General features: G+C 69.0%; 21 protein-coding genes. 8 read left to right on the top strand and 13 right to left on the bottom strand.

Features of this window, described 5'->3' with window-relative positions; genetic code table 11:
• Window position 1: 1 nt before the first annotated feature.
• Window positions 2–340 (top strand): EF-hand domain-containing protein, encoded by a 339-nt coding sequence (locus LA521A_RS14605; protein ID WP_281779594.1) that lies wholly within the window; start codon window positions 2–4, stop codon window positions 338–340.
• 59 nt (window positions 341–399) lie between these two features.
• Here LA521A_RS14605 and LA521A_RS14600 read toward each other — a convergent pair whose 3' ends face one another.
• From LA521A_RS14600 to purM, 5 genes are read right to left on the bottom strand one after another with little or no spacing between them, the layout of a single operon-like run.
• On the bottom strand, window positions 400–1,098 hold the full coding sequence (locus tag LA521A_RS14600) for a DUF3108 domain-containing protein (RefSeq protein ID WP_281779593.1): 699 nt from the start codon (window positions 1,096–1,098) through the stop codon (window positions 400–402).
• Entirely contained in the window at window positions 1,098–1,868 is a 771-nt protein-coding gene (locus LA521A_RS14595; RefSeq protein ID WP_281779592.1) for a DUF3108 domain-containing protein, read from the bottom strand. The genes LA521A_RS14600 and LA521A_RS14595 overlap by 1 nt, the downstream gene beginning before the upstream one ends.
• 21 nt (window positions 1,869–1,889) lie before the next feature.
• Window positions 1,890–2,564 carry a phosphoribosylglycinamide formyltransferase gene (gene purN, locus LA521A_RS14590; protein ID WP_281782108.1) on the bottom strand — a complete coding sequence of 225 codons (675 nt, stop codon included), beginning with the start codon at window positions 2,562–2,564 and terminating at the stop codon, window positions 1,890–1,892.
• A complete protein-coding gene (locus LA521A_RS14585) occupies window positions 2,564–3,250 on the bottom strand; it encodes a DUF2238 domain-containing protein (protein WP_281779591.1) in 687 nt (228 codons plus the stop codon). Before LA521A_RS14585 ends, purN begins: the two co-directional genes overlap by 1 nt.
• 13 nt (window positions 3,251–3,263) lie before the next feature.
• Window positions 3,264–4,424, bottom strand: a complete 1,161-nt coding sequence (gene purM / locus LA521A_RS14580) for a phosphoribosylformylglycinamidine cyclo-ligase (protein ID WP_425494527.1) — start codon at window positions 4,422–4,424, stop codon at window positions 3,264–3,266.
• A 29-nt stretch (window positions 4,425–4,453) separates the two neighbouring features.
• On the opposite strand from purM, the gene LA521A_RS14575 reads away from it, so the two are divergent.
• The 3 genes from LA521A_RS14575 to hda are packed head-to-tail and all read left to right on the top strand — an operon-like array spanning window position 4,454 to window position 7,511.
• Window positions 4,454–5,569 (top strand): DUF2066 domain-containing protein, encoded by a 1,116-nt coding sequence (locus LA521A_RS14575; protein WP_281779589.1) that lies wholly within the window; start codon window positions 4,454–4,456, stop codon window positions 5,567–5,569.
• A 31-nt stretch (window positions 5,570–5,600) separates the two neighbouring features.
• Window positions 5,601–6,788, top strand: coding sequence for an AI-2E family transporter (locus LA521A_RS14570; protein WP_281779588.1), 1,188 nt, complete (start codon window positions 5,601–5,603; stop codon window positions 6,786–6,788).
• A 6-nt stretch (window positions 6,789–6,794) separates the two neighbouring features.
• Window positions 6,795–7,511 carry a DnaA regulatory inactivator Hda gene (gene hda, locus LA521A_RS14565; RefSeq protein ID WP_281779587.1) on the top strand — a complete coding sequence of 239 codons (717 nt, stop codon included), beginning with the start codon at window positions 6,795–6,797 and terminating at the stop codon, window positions 7,509–7,511.
• A gap of 111 nt (window positions 7,512–7,622) precedes the next feature.
• Here hda and murU read toward each other — a convergent pair whose 3' ends face one another.
• The 4 genes from murU to cysG form a co-directional block, all read right to left on the bottom strand.
• On the bottom strand, window positions 7,623–8,321 hold the full coding sequence (gene murU, locus LA521A_RS14560) for an N-acetylmuramate alpha-1-phosphate uridylyltransferase MurU (protein ID WP_281779586.1): 699 nt from the start codon (window positions 8,319–8,321) through the stop codon (window positions 7,623–7,625).
• Between the two features lie 18 nt (window positions 8,322–8,339).
• Window positions 8,340–9,386: an aminoglycoside phosphotransferase family protein gene (locus LA521A_RS14555; RefSeq protein WP_281779585.1), complete on the bottom strand. Its 1,047-nt coding sequence runs from the start codon at window positions 9,384–9,386 to the stop codon at window positions 8,340–8,342.
• Between the two features lie 178 nt (window positions 9,387–9,564).
• A complete protein-coding gene (gene cysK, locus LA521A_RS14550; protein ID WP_281779584.1) occupies window positions 9,565–10,542 on the bottom strand; it encodes a cysteine synthase A in 978 nt (325 codons plus the stop codon).
• Between the two features lie 42 nt (window positions 10,543–10,584).
• Window positions 10,585–12,033, bottom strand: a complete 1,449-nt coding sequence (cysG, locus tag LA521A_RS14545) for a siroheme synthase CysG (protein ID WP_281779583.1) — start codon at window positions 12,031–12,033, stop codon at window positions 10,585–10,587.
• Between the two features lie 273 nt (window positions 12,034–12,306).
• Between cysG and LA521A_RS14540 the strand changes: the two genes are divergently transcribed.
• Both LA521A_RS14540 and LA521A_RS14535 read left to right on the top strand, forming a co-directional pair.
• Window positions 12,307–13,290 carry a LysR family transcriptional regulator gene (locus LA521A_RS14540; RefSeq protein WP_281779582.1) on the top strand — a complete coding sequence of 328 codons (984 nt, stop codon included), beginning with the start codon at window positions 12,307–12,309 and terminating at the stop codon, window positions 13,288–13,290.
• A 36-nt stretch (window positions 13,291–13,326) separates the two neighbouring features.
• Complete coding sequence (locus LA521A_RS14535; RefSeq protein WP_281779581.1) at window positions 13,327–13,707, top strand: tautomerase family protein; 381 nt, start codon at window positions 13,327–13,329, stop codon at window positions 13,705–13,707.
• 42 nt (window positions 13,708–13,749) lie between these two features.
• Here LA521A_RS14535 and LA521A_RS14530 read toward each other — a convergent pair whose 3' ends face one another.
• The 4 genes from LA521A_RS14530 to LA521A_RS14515 all read right to left on the bottom strand — a co-directional run bounded on the left by LA521A_RS14530 (window position 13,750) and on the right by LA521A_RS14515 (window position 18,477).
• Entirely contained in the window at window positions 13,750–14,112 is a 363-nt protein-coding gene (locus tag LA521A_RS14530) for a hypothetical protein (protein ID WP_281779580.1), read from the bottom strand.
• An 86-nt stretch (window positions 14,113–14,198) separates the two neighbouring features.
• Window positions 14,199–14,933, bottom strand: coding sequence for a phosphoadenylyl-sulfate reductase (locus tag LA521A_RS14525; protein ID WP_281779579.1), 735 nt, complete (start codon window positions 14,931–14,933; stop codon window positions 14,199–14,201).
• The gene (cysI, locus tag LA521A_RS14520; RefSeq protein WP_281779578.1) at window positions 14,930–16,660 is read right to left on the bottom strand and encodes an assimilatory sulfite reductase (NADPH) hemoprotein subunit; all 1,731 of its coding nucleotides are present in this window, start codon (window positions 16,658–16,660) and stop codon (window positions 14,930–14,932) included. The genes LA521A_RS14525 and cysI overlap by 4 nt, the downstream gene beginning before the upstream one ends.
• Window positions 16,660–18,477 carry an assimilatory sulfite reductase (NADPH) flavoprotein subunit gene (locus tag LA521A_RS14515; RefSeq protein ID WP_281779577.1) on the bottom strand — a complete coding sequence of 606 codons (1,818 nt, stop codon included), beginning with the start codon at window positions 18,475–18,477 and terminating at the stop codon, window positions 16,660–16,662. Before LA521A_RS14515 ends, cysI begins: the two co-directional genes overlap by 1 nt.
• A 187-nt stretch (window positions 18,478–18,664) precedes the next feature.
• Here LA521A_RS14515 and cysD point away from each other — a divergent pair, with 187 nt between their 5' ends.
• Both cysD and cysN read left to right on the top strand, forming a co-directional pair.
• Window positions 18,665–19,576 (top strand): sulfate adenylyltransferase subunit CysD, encoded by a 912-nt coding sequence (gene cysD, locus LA521A_RS14510; protein WP_281779576.1) that lies wholly within the window; start codon window positions 18,665–18,667, stop codon window positions 19,574–19,576.
• Window positions 19,576–21,459: a sulfate adenylyltransferase subunit CysN gene (gene cysN / locus LA521A_RS14505; RefSeq protein ID WP_281779575.1), complete on the top strand. Its 1,884-nt coding sequence runs from the start codon at window positions 19,576–19,578 to the stop codon at window positions 21,457–21,459. Before cysD ends, cysN begins: the two co-directional genes overlap by 1 nt.
• The last annotated feature ends 14 nt before the right edge of the window (window positions 21,460–21,473 follow it).

Here is a 21,473-nt window from a genome sequence, read left to right as displayed (position 1 = left end):
GATGGCGCTGATCGATCTCTCGGGCCGCAAGCGCGCACCGTTCACCGCGCGCCGGATGGCGACGCTGGGGTTCTTCGTCACGCTGCTGATCGTCGTCGGCTGGCTGCACTTCACCGGTGCGGCCGCCACGCGCGGCATCGAGCGCAAGGACATGGACTGGAACGGCGACGGCAACGTCACCATGCGCGAGATGCTGCAGTCGTTCTACGCGGTGACCGTCACCACGACGATCACGACCGGCCAGGGCGGCACGCGCGAATGCCGCAGCTTCGCGTTCCGCGGCAGCGAGAAGACGCTGCGGGTGGATTGCCGCACCGTGGTGCAACCCGCGGCGGAATGATCCCGTGTACGAAAAGGCCCCGCGATGCGGGGCCTTCTCATGCCTGATGCCGCGTGCGATCAGCGGACGTTCTGCACCCGCAGGTCGATCGCGTCCTGCCCCTTGTCGCGCTGCAGGATGCGCGCCGGCACCGGCATGCCGTCCACGATCCACGCGATGGTTTCCTTCTCGCCCTGCGTGCTGACGACCTTGGTCGCCTGCCTGGACTGGCCGCCGACGGTGATCGCTTCCTTGCCGGCGATCTTGTAGGCGAGCTCCTTGACGCGTCCGTCCTCGACCATGCGGTACTGCGTGGCCTTGCCGGCCTGCACGTCGCGCACGATCGCCAGGTTGATCAGCAGCGCGTCCATGTCGCCCGGCTGCAGCTTGATCGGGCCGGCGCGTTCGGGCTTCACGTCGCCCGTCCACGTCGCCACGCCCTTGGACCAGTCGTAGGTCGCGTTCTTGTTCTGCTTCTTGGTGAGCACCTGCGAGCTGTCGTTGCCCGACACCGGGCGCCACTGGCCGTTGGTGTCCTCGAACACGGTCGTCTGGCGCAGGTTCGCCAGCGGGCTGGTCACCGCGAGGCTGTACTTCCAGCGGTTCGCACCGTCGGCGACGAGGGTCATCTTGCCCGCGCCCTGCATGCCCATGTAACTGGCCTGGTAGTCGGCGGTGAACGGCTTGATCGCCAGCGCCGGCGCGCTGACCGCCGCCAGGCTGGTGGCCAGGACCGCCGCGGCGAACGCCGGGCGCAGCAGGATGGTGAACTTGGCCATCAGGGAGCTCCTTTGTAGTCGACCAGGCGCAGGTCGAATGTGTCCGCGCCATTTTCGCGCTGCAGGATGCGCACGGGCGTGGGTACGCCTTCGACCACCCACACTACCGTTTCGTCCTTGCCCGAGCCCTGAACGCGGCTCACGCGCATCGCGTTGAATCCCATGCCGTCGACGCTGACCGCTTCCAGCTCCTGCGCGACGGCGAACTGGTGGTCGCGCGCGCGGCCGTTGTCGACGAAGCGGTACTGCAGCGCCTTGCCGGGCTGCGCGTCGCGGATGATCGCCAGGTTGATCAGCAACCCGCTCATGTCGCCGTCCTTCAGCGGCACGGGCGCCTGGCGGTTCTTCTTCACGTCGCCCGTCCAGCGCGCGGTGTGCGTGTTCCAGTCGTACGTGCCGGTCATCTTGCGGCCGACGAAGATCGCCTTGCGCACGGTGCTCTGGCTCAACGGGCGGTAGACGTTGTCGCCCACCACGTCGAACACCGTGCTCTGCTGCGCGTTCGCGCCGGCCAGTCCCATCAAGCCCCTGGTGCCGCGCATGTTGAGGTCGATGCGCCAGTGCGAGGGTTCGGCATCGGGCACGACCTGCATCGTCGCTTCGCCCAGCGGCTTGCCTTCGTTGAAGACCTGGTAGTTGGCCACGAACGGCTCCAGCGCGGAGGCGGGCGCGGAGAACGACGCCAGCACGCAGCAGAGCAACGGGGCGGTGGTCAGGATGCGGGAGAGACGCTTCATCGACAGCCAGTGCGAGGGGAGATGCCATGCCATGCCGATTCCCCCGAAGGCCCGTCAGACGGGGACATCGGCGCCGGGGGCACGCAGGGCACCGGCGGAATCTAGGAGCAGGGGCGTAAACAGGGCATGACCGTCCAGGGTCGTGGTTGTTCCCTGTTCAGCCAGCCGGCCCGAGACCGCCAGCCGCAGCACGGCGATCAGCAGCGGATGTTCGATTTCGAGCACGCGCGCCGCCAGCGCGTCGGCATCGTCGCCTGCGTGGACCGGGACGCGCGCCTGCGCGACGACGGTGCCGGCATCGAGTTCGGGGATCACGAAGTGCACGCTGGCGCCGTGCTCGGCTTCGCCATCGGCAATGGCGCGCACATGGGTGCGCAGGCCCGGGTACTTCGGCAGCAGCGACGGATGGATGTTGAGCAGCCGGCCGCGGAAACGCTCCACGAACGCATCGCACAGGATGCGCAGGTACCCCGCGCAGACGATCCAGTCCGGCTGCGTCGCCTCGATCGCATCGCCCAGCGCGGCATCGAAGGCCTCGCGCGAGGCGTAATCCTTCGGACTCGCGCTCCAGCGCAGCGCGGGCTCGACGCGTTGCAGCGCCGCCGCCGCCGGCTTGTCGGAGAACACGCCGACGATGCGCGCCGGCAGCGTGGCGCCGTCGATCGCGTCGAGGATCGCCTGCAGGTTGCTGCCGCGCCCCGATACCAGCACCGCGATGCGGTTCGGCATCATGCGGCCTCCGTCATCTGGATGGCAGCCTCGCGCGCTGGGCGGACCAGCGGCCATGTGGCCAGTGCACCGAGCGTCGCCAGCAGCATGTCGGTGTGGGCGTCCCAGACATCGCCCTGCTGGCCGTTGTACGACTCGGCCTCCTGCGCCGACATCGTCAGCGCGATGCCCCATTCGATCCACTCGTACACCAGGCTGGTGCACATGATGGCCATCACCGCCAGGGCGAATGCCTGGGCGGCGGACAACAGCGGCCAGCGCTGCGTCGCGTGGCGCGCGAGCAGCGGCGTGAAGCACACGCCGTACATCAGGTGGATGAAACGATCGGCATGGTTGCGCTCCCAGTGGAAGGCTTCCTGCGGCGACCAGTGCAGCGCGGCACGGAACCAGTCGTCGTACGGCACCTTCGAATACAGCCAGCGCGCCGCGACGCAATGCACCGCGACGAAGCCGCACACCAGTGTGAAGTCGCGCACGCGCGTGTTCCAGCGCCGGTCGTGCCACCACAGCCACGCGATGGCGACCGCCGTCCCGACGCTGTGCAGGGCCTGTTCGCGCGGCCACACCGGCTTCAACCAGGTGGCGGCGAACACGATGAGCAGCAATCCCCGCGCCCATCGCTTTCGCGAACGGGACGTGTACGGATCGCTTGTCCGGGATCCCTCCCGGAGGGCGGCGATGGTCATCGGGTGTCGTGGATCAACCGATGCGGACGCGGCTTTCCAGCGACGCGCCCGCGGCGGCCTTCACGACCTGGCCGATCGGACGATGCTGCAGGCCCAGGCGGTCGAGGTCGGCGTTCACGGCGGCGACGTCGTCCGGCGCGACGACCAGCACGAAGCCGACGCCGCAGTTGAACGTGCGCCACATTTCCTCGCTCGGCACGGCGCCTTCCCGCTGCAGCCAGTCGAACACCGGCGGCAGGACGATCGCCGAGGCCTCGATGTCGAGGCCCAGGCCGTCCGGGATCACGCGGATGATGTTCTCGGTCAGGCCGCCGCCGGTGATGTGCGCCATGGCGTGCAGGTCATGCAGGCCGAGCAGCTCCAGGATCGGCTTGACGTACAGCTGCGTCGGCGCCATCAGCGCGTCGATCAGCTTCACGCCGCCGACGTCGAGATCGGCCGGGCGGCCGGCGCGGTCGTAGATCCGGCGCACCAGCGAGTAGCCGTTCGAATGCGGGCCGCTGGAGGCGATGCCGATCAGCACGTCGCCTTCGCGCACCTTGGCGCCGTCGAGCAGCCTGGATTTCTCCACTGCCGCGACGCAGAAGCCGGCGAGGTCGTATTCGCCCGGCGGGTACATGTCGGGCATCTCGGCGGTCTCGCCGCCGATCAGCGCGCAGCCGGACAGCTCGCAACCCTTCGCGATGCCGCCGACCACGGCCACGGTGGTGTCCACGTCCAGCTTGCCGGTGGCGAAATAGTCGAGGAAGAACAGCGGCTCGGCGCCCTGCACGAGGACGTCGTTGACGCACATCGCCACCAGGTCGATGCCGATGGTGTCGTGGCGGTTGAGCTGCTGCGCCAGCTTGAGCTTGGTGCCCACGCCGTCGGTGCCCGAGACGAGCACCGGCTCCTTGTACTTGCCCGACAGGTCGAACAGCGCGCCGAAGCCGCCGAGGCCACCCATCACCTCGGGGCGGAAGCTGCGCTTGACCAGCGGCTTGATGCGTTCGACCACCTCGTTGCCCGCGTCGATGTCGACGCCGGCATCGCGGTAGGTGATCGGAGTGGGAGCGGCGGGGGGATTGGACACGGGCGGCCTCGTCGGTCGCGGAGATGAAGTCGCGATTTTAACAGTCGCGGGCGCCCGGCTGCGTCCTGCGAATGGACGCGCCGGGGCTGCCTGCGGCACCATTTCGGCTGATGACGCACTCAGGGACAGCGATGGTTCGGGCAATCCGCGCGGGGACTCCGCGCACGACGTTCCTCCGGAAGATCCACTTCCTGGTGATGGCGGCCGCCTTGCTGGTGGCCAGTTCCGGTGCGTGGGCGCAGCGCGTGGAGGGCGATCGCGCCCGCGCCGAGGGCATCTACGCGACCGAAGTGTCGGTCAACGGGCAGGGCGAGACCGAGCGCAACGCCGCCTTCGCGCGCGGCCTGGCGCAGGTGCTGGGCAAGCTGTCGGGCGACCGCTCCGTCACGTCCAAGCCGGGCGTGGGCAACGAACTGCGCCAGGCCCGGACCTACGTGAAGCAGTACGACTACCGCCAGGACGAGGGCGTCGGCCCGACCGGCGCGCCGAGTTTCCGCACGTTGCTGGTGATCCAGTACGACGAGGAGGCCGTGAACGACCTCGCCGCCACGCTGGGCATCTCGATCTGGCCCCAGCCGCGCCCCAAGCCGGTGCTGTGGCTGGCGATCGACGACGGCAGCGGCCCGCGTCTGGTAGGCCTGCCGCAGGTCAATGCGGCCCGGCCCGCGCTCAACCGCGCGGTCGAACGTGGTTACAAGCTCGGCCTGCCGACCGGCAACGCCGCCGAACAGGCCGCCGTCGGCGCGATCTGGCGCGGCGACAGCGCCGCCGTGGCCCGCGCCTCGGCCCGCTACAGCCCGCCGATGCAGCTGATCGGCAAGCTCTATCGCGACACGACCGCCGGCTGGAAGGCCGACTGGACCTTCGTCGACGCCGGCAAGGTGCTCGCGAACTGGTCGCAGACCGGCGCCGACGCCCGCCAGCTGATGGCCGGCGGTGCGGACGGCGCGGCCGATGCGCTGATGAAGCGCTACGCCAAGCGCGCGCCCTCCGGCGAGCCGGGCCTGTACCGCGTGACCTTCACCGGTATCGACAGCAGCGACGACTTCATCCGCCTGGCCGGTTACCTGCAGAAGCTGTCGGTGGTGCGCCGGATCACCCCGGTGCGCGCCACGCCGCAGGGTCTGGAATACGAGCTCGACCTCGTCAGCGGCATGCCGGGCTTCAACCGCCTGCTCGCCCGCGACGGCGTGGTCGATGTCCTGGAAGGCCTGGAAGGCCAGCCGCCGGTCTACCGGCTGCGTTGACGGGCCACGGCCCGCCCGATAAAGGAACCGCATGCAATCGCAAGCCCTGGACGACATCGCACGATTCCTGCGCCGCCTTCAGTGGACGGCGCTCGCGCTGGCCGTGTGCTGGCTGGTCTGGGTGCTCGCACCGATCCTGACGCCGTTCGTGTTCGCGCTGATGCTCGCGTGGCTGGGCGATCCGCTGGTCGACCGGCTCGAACGCGCCGGTCGCTCGCGAAACGTCGCGGTGACGCTGGTGTTCACCGCGATGGCGTTGATCGTGCTCGCCGGGCTGCTGATCCTGGTCCCGTTGATGGAACGGCAGATCGAGACGCTGGTGGCGTCGTGGCCGCATTACCGCGAATGGTTCATGCTCACCGCGCTGCCGTGGGTCGAACAACGCCTGGGCGTCGAACTCACCGAATGGCTGGATTTCAGCCACATCAGCCAGCTCGTCCGCGACAACTGGGACCGCGCCGGCGGCATCGCCGCGACCGTGCTGGGCTACCTGTCGCGCTCGGGCTTCGCGGTGATCGGCATCGTCGCGAACGTCGCGCTGCTGCCGGTGATCACGTTCTTCTTCCTGCGCGACTGGGACCTGCTGGTCGAACGCGTCGCCTCGCTGATCCCGCGCGACCACCTCGACATCGTCAGCCGGCTCGCGCGCGAATCCAGCGACGTGCTCAGCGCGTTCCTGCGCGGCCAGTTCCTGGTGATGCTGGTGCTGGGCGTGATGTACGGCCTGGGGTTGTGGGCGGTCGGGCTGGACCTGGGCATCCTCATCGGCCTCATCGCCGGCATCCTGACCTTCGTGCCGTACCTCGGTCCGGCCAGCGGCATCCTTCTCGGCGTGATCGCCGCGCTGGTGCAGTACGGCGACTGGCAGCACGTCGCCGGCGTGCTGGTGGTGTTCGGCATCGGCCAGGTGATCGAGAGCTACGTGCTGACGCCCAAGCTCGTCGGCGACCGCATCGGCCTGCATCCGGTGGCGGTCATCTTCGCCGTGCTCGCGGGCGGGCAGCTGTTCGGCTTCCTCGGCATGCTGCTCGCGCTGCCGGTGGCGGCGGTGGTGAACGTGCTGCTGCGCTACGCGCAGGAGCGTTACCGCCATAGTCGGCTCTACGTGGGAACGCACGCGTCGCCGGAGGACGGCGTGCCGGACTCGCTCGTCGATCCGCACCTGGCGCCGCCGGCCGAACACAAGCCGAGTGATTCCCGCGAGTCGACCGACGAGTAATCCGCAGTGAGCGTTCCGCAGTTGCCGCTGGCCTTGCGCTATCCGCCCGACCAGCGCCTGGACACTTTCGTGCACGCGCCGATCGGCGCGGTCGAGCAGTTGCGCGCGCTGGCCGAAGGCCGCGCCGACGCCCGACGCGACAGCACGTACGTCGCCGGTCCGGCGGGCGTCGGCAAGACGCATCTGCTGCTGGCGACGTGTGCGGCCACCGAGGCCGCCGGACGCCGCGCCGCCTACCTGCCGCTTGCCGCCGCGGCCGGTCGCCTGCGCGACGCGCTGGAATCGCTGGAAGGCAACGACGTCATCGCGCTCGACGGCCTGGATGTCATTGCCGGGCATCGCGACGATGAGGTCGCGTTGTTCGATGCCCACAACCGCGCGCGCGCCGCCGGTCGGGCGCTCGTGTACGCCGCGCGCGACATTCCCGATGCGATCGGACTCGGCCTGCCGGACCTGCGTTCGCGCCTCGGGCAATGCACGCGCGTCACGCTCGCACCGCTGGACGAGGAAGGCCGCCGCGACGTGCTGCGCCAACGCGCGCAGCGTCGCGGACTGGTGCTGGAAGACACCGCGCTGGATTGGCTGCTGCGCCGCGTCGGCCGCGATCTCGGCGGTTTGACCGCGCTGCTCGATCGACTGGATCGCGCGTCGCTCGCCGCGCAGCGCCGGGTGACGGTGCCGTTTTTGCGGCAGACGCTGGGGAGTGGCGACGCGTCGGCTTGATCGTCGGCGGCCGCGGTGACTTTGTAGCCCGGGTAAGCGAAGCGCACCCGGGTCGATGCGCCGGAATACCCGGGTGCGCTGCGCTTACCCGGGCTACAAGAACGAATGTGGCTAGACGGCCAGTTCCCGCTCCAGCCCGGCCAAGCGCTCCGGCGTTCCCACGTCGGTCCACCGTCCATGATGGTGTTCGCCCGTGATACGGCCCTGCGCCATGTGCGCGCGCAGGATCGGCGCGAGTCGGAAACGCGGCGGCGTTTCGTCGGCGCCGGCGTCATTCGTGCGCGAACGCCAATCGTCCAGCAACTGCGGCCGATAGACGCCGATGCCCGAGTACGTGAGCCGGTCCTCGCCGTCCGCGCGCACGAATCCGGCCGCATCCAGCGCGAAATCGCCCTGCGTCGCCTGCGCGGGACGCTCGACCATCACCAGATGCGCCAGCCCCGCCGGTTCGCGGGGCAAACGCGCGAAGTCGTAATCGCTCCACACGTCGCCGTTGACCAGCACGAACGGCGCATCGCCCAGTAGCGGCAGCGCGTGCAGCATGCCGCCGCCGGTTTCCAGCGGGCGCGTGCCCTCGTAGGAATAGCGAATCGACACTCCATGGCGGGCGCCGTCGCCGAGCTGTTCGGGAAACTGCGGCGCGAGCCAGCTGGTGTTGATCACGACGTCGCGGATGCCGAGCGCCGCGAGCTTTTCCAGGTGCCATTCGATCAACGGCTTGCCGCCCACGCGCAGCAGCGGCTTGGGCGTGTGATCGGTCAAAGGACGCATGCGCTCGCCGAGTCCGGCGGCGAAGATCAGGGCTTTCAAGCACAACTCCGGTCGAGGTCAGGGCGCGGGCGAGGGCAGGGCGACGCGTTCCAACGCCGGGCGGATGCGCACGTCCAGCACTTCGCGCAGCGGCGTCAGTTCGCGATAACGCGGCAGCACTTCATCCAGGTAGCGGATGAAACGCGGCGCGTCGGGCAGGTAGCGGCTCTTGCCGTCGCGATAGTGCAGGCGCGAGAAAATGCCGAGGATCTTCAGGTGACGCTGCACGCCCAGCCAGTCGGCGTCGCGCTGGAACACCGGCAGCGGCGGCACCGGGATGCGCGCTCGCACCGCGCGCTCGTGGTAGCGCGCGAGCCATTCGTCCACGCGTTCCAGCGGCCAGCTCAGGAACGCGTCCTTGAACAGACTCACCGGGTCGTAGGCCACCGGGCCCCACACGCAGTCCTGGAAATCCAGCACCGCCGGGCCGCCTTCGACCGGCATCAGGTTGCGCGGCATGAAGTCGCGGTGCGTGAGCACGCGCGCCTGCTGCAGCGCGTTGTCCATCAGGCGGCGTTGGCCGAGTTCGAGCCGGTCCAGGTCGTCGCAGGTGAGTTCAAGGCCGAGGTGGCGCCGCAGGAACCAGTCCTCGAACAACCCGGCGTCGCGTTGCAGCAGCGCTTCGCCGAATTCGCCCGTGCCCAGCGGGGGCTGGATCGCCTGCAGGCGCAGCAGCTGGTCGATCGCCGCGTCGAAATGCGCGTCGGCGGTGTGCTCGTCGATGGTCTGCGCGAGCGTCGGACCGCCCAGGTCCTCCATCAGCAGGAAGCCGTTGGCGACGTCTTCCACCAGCACCTGCGGCACGCGCACGCCGCCGCTTTCGAGCAGGGCGCGCATGCGCAGCCACGGGCGCACGTCTTCCAGCTGCGGCGGCGAATCCATCACGATGCGGCTGCCGCCCGAGGTCTGCACGCGCCAGTAGCTGCGGTGGCCGGCGTCGACGGACGCGCGCACCAGTTCGAGGTCGGGCACGTCGGTGGCGGAACGCGCCCACGCCAGGCGCGCGCTCTCGCGTTCGGCGACGTCGGGGGCGGGTAACGGATTCGAACCGGGTACGACGGTCATGCAGGCTCCGTGGGGCGAAGATCGCCACGCACAGGTTAGCCCGCGGGATGTGCACGGTGGAATGCACGGCGATCACGGCATCGACGCACGCGTCGCGATGCCGCGATCGCGCAGCGGAGACGGTCGCGTGGCCGCCGGCTTCTTCGGCCGGGCTCACGCGACCTTCGCATGCAACGCGTCAGGCGGCGACGGCGTCGCGCTCCAGCGATTCCAGCCATTCGTCGTCGGAACCCTCGGCCACGCCTTCGAACAGGAACGTGGACAGGTAGCGCTCGCCGGTGTCCGGCAGCACGGCGAGCAGCACCGAGCCTTCGGGCGCGCGTTCGGCCACCTTCAGCGCGGCGGCCACGGTCGCGCCCGCCGAGATGCCGACGAACAGGCCTTCTTCCGCGGCGAGGCGGCGCGCGGTGTCGCGCGCGAGCACTTCGTCGACCGGCAGGACCTCGTCGGCGACGGTGCGGCTGAGCACGGCCGGCAGGAAGTCCGGCGTCCAGCCCTGGATCTTGTGCGGCTGCCATTCCTTGCCCGACAGCAACGCGGCGCCGGCCGGTTCGCTGGCGATCACCTTCAGGTCCGGGCGCGCGAGCTTGAGCACTTCGCCGGCGCCGGTGATCGTGCCGCCCGTGCCCCAGCCGCTGACGAAGTAGTCCAGCCGCTTGCCGGCGAAGTCGCGCAGGATTTCCGGCCCCGTCGTGCTGCGGTGGTAGGCCGGGTTCGCTTCGTTCTCGAACTGGCGCGCGAGGAACCAGCCGTGCTTGTCGGCCAGTTCCTTCGCGCGACGCACCATGCCGGTGCCCCGCTCGGCGGCGGGCGTTAGGATGACCTTCGCGCCGTAGGCGCGCATCAGCTTGCGGCGCTCGACGGAGAAGGTTTCCGTCATCACCGCGACGAACGGGTACCCGCGCGCCGCCGCGACGAGCGCGAGCGCGATGCCGGTGTTGCCCGAGGTCGCTTCGACGATCGTCTGGCCGGGCTTGAGCAGGCCCTTACGCTCGGCGTCGAGCACGATGGCGAGCGCAAGACGATCCTTCACCGAACCCCCGGGATTGAACGATTCGACCTTCGCATACAGCGTCACGTGCTTGGGCGCGATGCGGTGCAGCTTCACGATGGGCGTGCTGCCGATGGTGTCGAGGATGCTGTCGTAGAGGGCCATGGCGTTGTCTCGGGTTCGATGTGTGGGGGCGTCTTGCGTGGTTCAGGCGGCCGCGGCGATCGCCGGCGCGTCGCGCAACGGCGCGGCGCCGAACCAGTGCAGCGTGCCGGCGAGCGACGCGACTTCGCCGACGATCAGCAACGCGGGCGATTGCACGTCGTGTTCGCGCGCGCGCTGCGCCAGCTCGGCCAACGTGCCGACGATGACGCGCTGGTTCGCGCGCGAGCCGTTCTCGACGATCGCGAACGGCGTGGAGGCCGCGCGGCCGTGTTCGATGAGGCGCGCGCTGAAACGGTCCAGCCCGGCCACGCCCATGTAGACGGCAAGCGTCTGTCGTTCCTGCGCGAGCGCCTGCCAGTCGAGCGTGTCGGTGGATTCGCGGCAGTGCGCGGTGACCAGGCGCACAGACTGCGCGTGATCGCGATGGGTGAGCGGCACGCCCGCGTACGCGGCACAGGCGAGCGCGGCGGTGATGCCGGGCACCACTTCGAACGCGATGCCGTTCGTACGCAGCACCTCGAGTTCCTCGCCGCCGCGACCGAAGACGAACGGATCGCCGCCCTTCAGGCGCACGACGCGCTTGCCGGCACGCGCGTGTTCGAGCATCAGCGCATGGATCTGCTCCTGCGTGGCGTGATGGTTGCCGGCCTGCTTGCCGACTTCGATGCGCTGCGCATCGCGACGCACGACCTGCAGGATCTCGTCGCTGACGAGGCGGTCGTGCAGGATCACGTCCGCTTCGTTGAGCACGCGGAGCGCGCGCAGGGTGAGCAGTCCCGGATCGCCGGGCCCGGCGCCGACCAGCGCGACGCTGCCGGTCGAGGCCGCAGCCTCGGCGTGCAGTTGCGCCACGAACTCGCGTTCGGCGGCCAGGTGCTGGCGCTTGCGCAGCAGCCCGGGCACCGCGCCGCTCAGCAGGCGATCGAAGAAGCGGCGCCGCGCGCCCAGTTGCGGGAAACGCGCGCGGATGCGTCCGCGCTCGCGACCGAGCAGTCGCGCGAGGTCGCCGAGCGAGGCATCGAGCTGCGTTTCCAGCGTTTCGCGCAGATGGCGCGCGAGCATCGGCGCCGCGCCGCCGCTGGAAATGGCCACCTGCAACGGACCGCGGTCGACGCGCGCGGGAATCTGCACGGTAGACGCCCGCGCGTCGTCGACCACGTTCACCCAGAGTCGGCGCGCTTCACCGGCCTGCGCCACGGCGCGGTTCACGACATCGTCATCGGTGGCGGCGATCGCCAGCCATGCATCGTCGAGCCAGTGCGGCGCGAATTCGCCGGACAGATGTTCGATATCGCCCTTCGCGGCCATCGCCGCGAGTTCCGCATTCAGTCGCGGCGCACCCACGCGCACGATCGCGCCGGCCTCGCGCAGCGCCGTCGCCTTGCGCAGCGCGACCGTCCCGCCGCCAACCACGAGCACGGTGCGGCCGCGCAGGTCGGCGAAGACCGGGAACAGGGGGGCGGCGAGGTCGGAAGCCGGCGGAAGGCTCATGGCACCGGAACGAGGAGGCGGTTCCGTGACGCTACGCATGCACCCGGGCGTGCGGAAATGACGCCGCCGCCTGCGGTCATGCCGTTTCGGAATGACCGCCGCCCGCGCTGGACACGGCCCGCCGCGCAGGGTAGTTTTTGTTCATCCCTTTATTCGTATCGAGCGATATATGAACGCGGCCGCGGTTCGGACCACGTGTTGTCGGTGCACGTCGAAACCGATCGCCGCCCGCACGCCCGGGCCCGACCTGCCGCCTTCGCCATCCGCTCCGACATGACCCTCACCCAGCTCCGCTACCTCGTCGCCATCGCCGACTCCGGCCTCAACATCACGCTGGCCGCCGAACGCGTGCACGCCACGCAGCCCGGTTTGTCCAAGCAGCTCAAGCAGCTGGAGGACGAACTGGGATTCCAGTTGTTCACGCGGAAGGGCCGCAGCCTGGAAGCGGTCGCGCCGGCCGGCGAACGCGTGCTGATGCATGCGCGCCGCATCCTGGAAGAAGCCGGCAACATCCGCGCCTACGCTGCCAACGAGCGCGGCCAGCACAGCGGTCAGCTGGTGCTCGCGACGACGCACACACAGGCGCGTTTCGTGCTGCCCGAAGCCATCGCCGCGGTGAAGCGCGAGTTCCCGCAGGTGAGCATGCACCTGCAGGCGGTCGCGGGCGACGAAGTGCTGGAGCAACTCGCCCGCGGCGAAGCGGACCTCGCGGTCATCAGCACCGCGGGCGCGGAGCCCGAAGGCGGCGTCGCGGTCCCGCTGTATCGCTGGCGGCGACTGGTGCTTATCCCGCGCACGCATCCGCTCGCGAAGCTCAAGCGCGCGCCGACGCTGGCCGAACTCGCCGCGCATCCGCTGGTGAGCTACGAATCATCCACGCGCGCCGAGTCCTCGCTGCGCCGCACCTTCGTCGACGCCGGCCTGGAGCCGCAGCTGGCGATGACCGCGCGCGACGCGGACCTCATCAAGACCTACGTGCGCGCCGGCCTGGGCGTGGGCGTTCTGGCGGAAATGGCGGTCGGCGCGCGCGACGAGGATCTGGTCGCGTTGCCCGCGCCCGATGCGCTGCCCGAATGCGTGACCTGGGCGGTGATCCCGCGCGCCCGCGTGCTGCGCGAATACGCGCTCGCACTGTTGCACGGCATCGCGCCGCAGCTGGATCGCCGCGACCTGCGTCGCGTGCTCGAAGGCAACCTGGAACCGCAGTGGCCGCAGGCGCCGTCGTGGCGCGAACTGAGCCAGCCGATCACCACCTGACCACGCAAGCCATCGTCATCGAAGAGGAGAGCCGTCGTGCCGCTCGTCACCCTCACCGTGCGCAAGCCGAAAACCGCCGGATTCAAGGCGTCCGTGCTCGACGCGGTTCACGCGAGCCTCGTATCGAGCGGCGTGCCGCAGGCCGATCTGTTCCAGCGTGTGTTCGAACTGGACGCCGACGATTTCCGTTTCGATCCGGCGTATCCGGATCTCGCCTCGCCGCGCACCGACGACTTCGTGCTGATCGAGATCCTGTGGTCGGTCGGCCGCAGCGTTAAGGTGAAGAAGAAACTGCTGGCCGAACTGATGGATCGCCTGACGCAGGCGGGGCTCGATCCCGAGCACGTGATGGTCGCCTTCAAGGAGACCACGTGGGAGAACTGGTCGTTCGGCGGCGGCCGGCTGATCCATACGTGAGCCGGTTTTAAACCCCGTGTAAGCGAAGCGTACCCGGGTCACCTACAGCAGCAGTATCCAGGCGGCCATGCCGCCGAGCGTGCCGACCAGGGCCGACACCGCGCCACGCCGGAACCACAGCGATTGCGCGGTCGCGGTCGATGACAGCACCGTGTCGTCCGGTGCCAGCCCGATCATCGAGACCAGCACGAGCAGCGAGACCACGATCGGGCAGCTGATCGGATTGCGCATCGACACGTTCACCGCCCACTGCGCGGTGGAGAGCAGGCCGGCCAGCGCAACCCAGAGCCAGCCGTGTCCGCGCGCGATCAACGGCCGCTGCCAGCGCATGACCGCGAACACCGACCAGGCCAGCAGCACGGTCGTCGCCACGGAGCGCAGGAAGTCGAACGCGTCGTATCGCATCCGCCCGATGGTGGAGGCGCATGCGTCGGAAACCGGTCGGAAATCCCGGGCGGAAGCCCTGCGCGCGACCGGCGGCGTGCGGCCGGTCAGGCGGCGTTGGGTTCGTCGAAATGCAGGCCGCACTCGCGCTTTAGGCCGAAGAAGCGCGTCTCCTCCTCGTTCATCCCCGGCTCCAGCGGACGCGTGGTGTGCACGTCGCCGATCGACACGTAGCCCTGGTGCCACAACGGGTGGTAGGGCAGGTCGTGCTGCTGCAGGTACTGCCATACATCGCGATCGCTCCAGTCGGCGATCGGGTGCAGCTTCCAGCGGCCGTCGCGCAGTTGCAGGAAATCGATCGCCGCGCGGCTGCGCGACTGGCTGCGGCGAAGGCCGGCGATCCACGTGCGCACGCCGAGGTCGTTCAACGCGCGCTGCATCGGTTCGACCTTGCGCATGCGGTTGTAGCGCTCGATGCCTTCCACGCCGCTTTCCCACAGCTTGCCCAGGCGAGCTTCCATCCAGGCGATACCGATCTGCGGGCGATACACCTTGAGGTTGAGGCCGAGGCGGTCGGTGAGCTGGTCGATGAAGCGATACGTTTCGGGGAACAGGTAGCCGGTGTCGATCAGGATCACAGGCAGATCCGCGCGCTGCTGCGTCGCCAGATGCAGCGACACTGCGGCCTGCGCGCCGAAACTCGACGAAAGCGCATGCTCGCCGGCCGTGTGTTCCAGCGCCCAGGCGATGCGTTCGGACGCGCTCAGTCCGCCCAGCCACGCATTGAGCTCGGCCAATGCGCGGGGCGATTCGGCGGCGGTGATGGGATCGGGCGGGCTCATGCGGCGTTCTCGGTCAGCGCGGTGTCGTGCAGGTGCAGTGCGATGGTGGGACGGGGCGGAGCGACGATGCCGGCGCGGACGAGGAAATCGCCGAAGCCTTCCTGGTCGAGACGTTCGCTCGCGTAGCGCGCGAACAACGGGTCGAGCGCTTCGAGGATCTGCGTTTCGACGACGTTCTCGCGATACAGCGTGTTCAGTCGCTGGCCGCGGTGGTCGGCGCCGAGCATCAGGTTGTAACGGCCTGGCGCCTTGCCGACGAGCGCGATCTCGCCCAGGTACGGCCGCGAGCAACCGTTCGGGCAACCGCTGAGGCGCAGGTGGATCGGCGCATCGCGCAGGCCCTGCGCGTCGAGCAGTGCCTGCACTTTGCCGGTGAACTCGGGCAGGTAGCGTTCGGCTTCGGCCATCGCGAGGCCGCAGGTCGGCAGGGCGACGCAGGCCAGCGCGTTCTTGGCCAGCGGCGTTGCGCGCGCATGCGTATCCAGGCCGTAATGCGCGGTGAGCGCGTCGACGCGATCGCGCAATGCGGAGGGAACGCCGGCAATTACCAGGTTCTGGTTGGGCGTGAGGCGGAACTGCGCGTCCGGTGCCTCCGCATCGAGGACGCGCGCGATCTCGCGCAGACCGGTGAGGTGCGACAGCCCGTCGCGATCCCAGATGCGCCCGGCCACGATGCGCAACGTCAGGTGCGCGCGACCGTCCGCGCCTTCGACCCAGCCGAAGCGGTCGCCGTTGTGGACGAAATCGAACGGTCGCGCATCGGAGAGGGCAAAACCCGCGCGCCGTTCGACTTCGCCCTTGAACCAGTCAAGGCCGCGGTCGTCGATGGTGTACTTCAGCCGCGCGCGCTTGCGCAGCACGCGGTTGCCGAAATCGCGCTGCGCCGCGATGACGGCGACGGCCACCTGCGTGAGCTGCTCCGGCGCGACGAAGCCGATCACGTCGCCCAGGCGCGGATAGGTTTCCGGGTCGCCGTGCGTGGCGCCCATGCCGCCGCCGACGCTGACGTTGTAGCCGAGCAGCTGGCCGTCCGCATCGACGATGGCGATGAACCCGAGATCCTGCGCGAACACGTCCACGTCGTTGTACGGCGGGATCGCGAAGCCGATCTTGAACTTGCGCGGCAGGTAGGTCGCGCCGTAGACCGGCTCGTCCTCGCTGCCGCTGCCGGCGACGCGTTCCTCGTCGAGCCAGATCTCGTAGTACGCGCGCGTGTTGGGCAGCAGGAATTCCGACAGTGCCGCCGCGTGCGCATGCACCAGCGCATGGGCCTGCGACTGCAGGGGATTGGCCGCCACGGCGACGTTGCGGTTGACGTCGCCGCAGGCCGCGAGCGTGTCGATCAGCGCGGCGTTGATCGCCTGCATCGTCGGCTTCAGTTCGGTCTTGATCACGCCGTGGAACTGGAACGCCTGGCGGGTGGTGATGCGCAATCCGCGCTCGGCGTAGGTCGTCGCGACGCCATCCAGCTTGAGCCATTGCGTCGGCGACACGACGCCGCCGGGCGTGCGCGTGCGGATCATGAACGCGTACGCCGGCTCCAGCTTCGCCAGCCGACGTTCCTCGCGGATGTCGCGATCGTCCTGCTGGTAGCTGCCGTGGTACTTGATCAGCGTCTGGTCGTCCTCGTTCAGCGCGCCGGTGACGGGGTTGGCGAGCGACTCCAGCAGCGTGCCGCGAAGGCGCGCGCTCTGCTGCTTGATGTCCTCGACGGAATGGCTGCTCATCAATACACGTCCCGGGCGTAGCGTCCCTGCTGCTGCAGGGTGTTGAGGTAGTCTTCGGCGTCTTCGGCCGACCTGCCGCCGTGCCGGGCGATCACCGACAACAGCGCCGCATGCACGTCCTTCGCCATGCGCGTCGCGTCGCCGCAGACGTACAGATGCGCGCCGCCTTCGAGCCACTCGAACAGCTCGCGACCGCGTTCGACGAGGCGGTCCTGCACGTAGACCTTGTGCGACTGGTCGCGCGAGAAGGCGAGGTCGAAGCGATGCAGCGTGCCGTCCTTCAACGCCTGCTGCCATTCCACCTGGTAGAGGAAATCGCTGCGGAAATGCGGGTTGCCGAAGAACAGCCAGTTGCGGCCGCCCGCGCCGACCGCCGCGCGCTCCTGCACGAACGCGCGGAACGGCGCGACGCCGGTGCCGGGCCCGATCATGATCACGTCGCGCGAGGCATCGGCCGGCAGGCGGAAGCGCTCGTTGTGTTCGATGAACACGGGCAGTCGCGTACCTTCGTCGCTGCGTGCGAAGTGGTTCGATGCCGCGCCCCAGCGCAGGCCGTCGCCATCGTCGTACTCGACGTGCGCGACGGTGAGGTGCACTTCATCGCCAACGTGCTTCTGGCTGGACGCGATCGAATACAGGCGCGGCGTGAGCGGGCGCAGCGCGGCGACGAGTTCCTCCGGGCTCCACGCTGCCGGGTGACGGCGCAGCAGATCGAGCACCTGCGCTTCGTTCAACAGCGTCGTCAACGCGGCCTGCTGGTCTGGTGCGAGCAGGCGGTTCAGTTCGTCGCTGCGCGACTGCGCGGCGTGGCTCGCGACGAACGGTCGCGCGAGTTTCGTGAGCTCGCGCTTCTCGCCAAGCCACTGGCGCAGCGGCAGCCGCTGGCCGCCGTGTTCGACGACGGCATCGCCGTCGAGCTCGCTCGTGCGCAGGATCGCCTCGACCAGCGCCGGCGGGTTTACCGGCCACAGGCCGAGCGCGTCGCCGGGCTCGTAATGCAGGCCGGAACCTTCGAGCGACAGCTCGATGTGGCGCACGTCCTTCGTGCTGCCGCGCGCGGTGATGCGCTGGTTGGCGAGCAGTTCGGCGGCGAAGGGCGCATCGCGCCCGTGCGCCGGAGCGGCCGCCAGCGGGCGCAGCGGCGTGACGGTCGCCAATGGGGTCGTCGGCTTCAGTGCGTCTTTCGCCTTCGCAAGCGCCTGCGCGACCCACGGCTCGGCGACGGTTTCCAGGTCCAGGTCCGCGTCGGCGCGCGGAAGCAGCCGCGTCGCGCCCAGTTCAGCCAGACGTGCATCGAGCTTGTTGCCGATCGCGCAGAACTGCGGATAGCTCGAATCGCCGAGCCCGAGCACGGCATAGCGCAGCTGCTTGAGTTCGGGCGCCCGCTTGCCGGCGATGAAGTCGACCAGCGCACGCGCATCGTCCGGTGGATCGCCGTCGCCTTGCGTGCTGATCACCAGGTACAGCGTGCGCTCGTCCTTCAACTCGCGGGTGGGGTAGGCGTCGGCGCGGAGCAGGCGAACCGGAAGGCCGGCGGCTTCGCTCTGGCGCGCGAGTTGTTCGGCCAGCCGCTTCGCATTGCCGGTCTGGCTGCCGTAGACGATCGTGAGCCGGCCGGCGGGCGCGCCATCGGCCACGGGCGCTGTAACCGTTTGCACGCCGGCGGCGCCGCGCGATGCGAGGCCCGCGGCATAACCGGAAAGCCACCACAGCCCGTTGGTATCCAGGCCGTCGGTCACGCGCGCCAGTGCAGCGAGCCGGTCCTGCGTGAGGGGCGCGGCAAGCGCGGCGGGAACGTTGGGCAAGGTGGCCGACATGGGCAACGGGACGAAGGGGACCGTTGCAGGCTAGGCCGGCGCGAGGGCCATCAGAAAGGATGAGGGGTTATGCGCTCATGCCGGTGGCTTATTTCCGGCCAGAAGCACTGCCGTTCCTACAATGTGGTCAACTAGCCGCGCGCTTCGGCGACCCGCCATGCCGGCCATTACGCAAGATCACGATCCGATGACGCTGCCCCTGGACCTGAGCCATCTCGACCGCCTCGAAGCGGAAAGCATCCACATCCTGCGCGAGGTCGCGGCCGAGTTCCGCCATCCGGTGATGCTGTATTCCATCGGCAAGGACAGCTCGGTGCTGCTGCACCTGCTGCTGAAGGCATTCGCGCCGGCGCGTCCGCCGATTCCGCTGCTGCACGTCGATACCGGCTGGAAGTTCCGCGAGATGATCGCCTTCCGCGACCAGCGTGCGAAGGAAACCGGCGTGCAGCTGCACGTGCACACCAATCCCGACGGCCTCGCACAGGGCATCGGGCCGATCACGCACGGCGCCACCGTGCACACCGATGTGATGAAGACGCAGGCGCTGAAGCAGGCGCTGGACCAGTTCGGCTTCGATGCCGCCATCGGCGGCGCGCGTCGCGACGAAGAGAAATCGCGCGCGAAGGAGCGCATTTTCTCGTTCCGCAGCGAGCAGCACCGCTGGGATCCCAAGCACCAGCGTCCCGAGTTGTGGAACCTCTACAACACGCGCATCCACAAAGGCGAATCGGTGCGCGTGTTCCCCCTGTCGAACTGGACCGAACTCGACGTGTGGCTGTACATCTACCGCGAGAAGATTCCAGTGCCGTCGCTGTACCTCGCCGCGCCACGCGCGGTGGTCGAGCGCGACGGCGCGCTGATCATGGTCGACGACGAACGCCTGCCGCTGCGCGAAGGCGAATCGCCGCAAACCCGGCAGGTGCGCTTCCGCACGCTGGGCTGCTATCCGCTCACCGGCGCGATCGAATCCGATGCCGACACGCTGGAGAAGATCATCGCCGAGATGCTCGTGGCCACCACCTCCGAACGACAGGGGCGCGTGATCGACCACGATCCGTCGGCGTCGATGGAAAAGAAGAAGCAGGAAGGGTATTTCTGATGACGCGCGCACACGACGCGGGCGCGACGATCGCCGCCTACCTCGCCCAGCACGAGACCAAGGGATTGCTGCGCTTCATCACCTGCGGCAGCGTCGACGACGGCAAGAGCACGCTGATCGGACGCCTGCTGTTCGAAAGCCGCGCGCTGTTCGACGACCAGCTCGCCGCGCTGGCGTCCGACAGTCGCCGGCACGGTACGCAGGGCGAGGCGATCGATTACGCGCTGCTGCTCGACGGGCTGTCCGCCGAGCGCGAGCAGGGCATCACCATCGACGTCGCGTACCGTTTCTTCAGCACCGACAAACGCAAGTTCATCGTGGCCGACTGCCCGGGCCACGAGCAGTACACGCGCAACATGGCGACGGGCGCGTCCACGGCCGACGTCGCCGTCGTGCTGGTCGACGCGCGCAAGGGCCTGCTGCCGCAGACGCGCCGGCACAGCTACATCGTGTCGCTGCTCGGCATCCGCCACGTGCTGCTGGCGGTGAACAAGATGGACCTGGTCGATTTCGACCGTGCGGTGTTCGACGAGATCGAAACCGGATATCGCGAACTCGCATCGACGCTGGGCATCGAGAACGTGCAGGCGATTCCGTTGTCCGCGCTGCAGGGCGACAACCTGATGGCGCGTTCGGAGCGCACGCCGTGGTACGGCGGCCCGAGCGTGCTCGAATACCTGGAAACCGTGGACGTGTCGCGCGATGCGCAGGACATCGGCTTCCGCCTGCCGGTGCAGTGGGTCAATCGCCCGAACCAGGATTTCCGCGGTTTCGCGGGCACCGTGGCTTCGGGCGAAATCCGCGCGGGCGACGAGATCGTCGCGTTGCCGTCGGGGCGTCGCTCGCACGTTGCGCGCATCGTCACGGCCGATGGCGACCTGGCGGTCGCGCGCGAAGGGCAGGCGGTCACGCTGACCTTGCGCGACGAACTGGACGTGAGCCGCGGCGACGTGATCGCCGATGCGCACCGGCCGGCGCAGGTGGCCGACCAGTTCGCCGCGCACGTGCTGTGGATGGGCGAACAGCCGCTGCTTCCGGGCCGTCCGTACTGGCTGAAGATCGGCACGCGCACCGTGAGCGCGAGCGTCACGGAGATCAAGCACAAGACCGACGTGAACACGCAGGAGCCGCTTGCCGCCAAGCACCTGGAACTCAACGAAGTCGGCTTCTGCAATCTGTATCTCGACCAGCCGGTTCCGTTCGAGGCGTACGCGGACAATCGCACGCTCGGCGGTTTCATCCTCATCGACCGGCAGACGAATGCGACCGTCGCGGCCGGCACGCTGCAGTTCGCGCTGCGTCGCGCAGGCAACATCCACTGGCAACACCTGGACGTCGACAAGGCCGCGCGTGCGCGCATCAAGGGCCAGCAGCCGCGCGTGCTGTGGTTCACCGGCCTGTCGGGCTCGGGCAAGTCGACCATCGCCAATCTCGTGGACAAGCGCCTGCACGCGCTGGGCTACCACACCTTCATCCTCGACGGCGACAACGTGCGCCACGGCCTCAACAAGGACCTGGGCTTCACCGACGAGGATCGCGTGGAGAATATCCGCCGCGTCGCCGAAGTCGCCAAGCTGATGAGCGATGCGGGCCTGATCGTGCTGGTGAGTTTCATCTCGCCGTTCCGCGCGGAGCGGCGCATGGCGCGCGAGTTGTTCGCGCCGGGCGAGTTCGTCGAGGTCTTCGTCGACACGCCGCTCGCCGTTGCGGAAAAGCGCGACGTGAAGGGCCTTTACGCGAAGGCGCGCGCCGGCCAGCTGCGCAACTTCACCGGCATCGATTCGCCGTACGAAGAGCCCGAAGCGGCGGAGCTGTCGCTCGATACGGTGTCCGACAACGCGGAACGGCTGGCGCAGCGCGTGATCGATTTCCTCACCCAATGACGCGCTCCATGCGC

Origin of the sequence: Lysobacter auxotrophicus, assembly GCF_027924565.1 — a bacterium.
Lineage (GTDB): Bacteria > Pseudomonadota > Gammaproteobacteria > Xanthomonadales > Xanthomonadaceae > Lysobacter_J > Lysobacter_J auxotrophicus.
The sequence above is the reverse complement of the archived record's forward strand: the minus strand, read 5'-3'. Positions and strand labels throughout refer to the sequence as shown.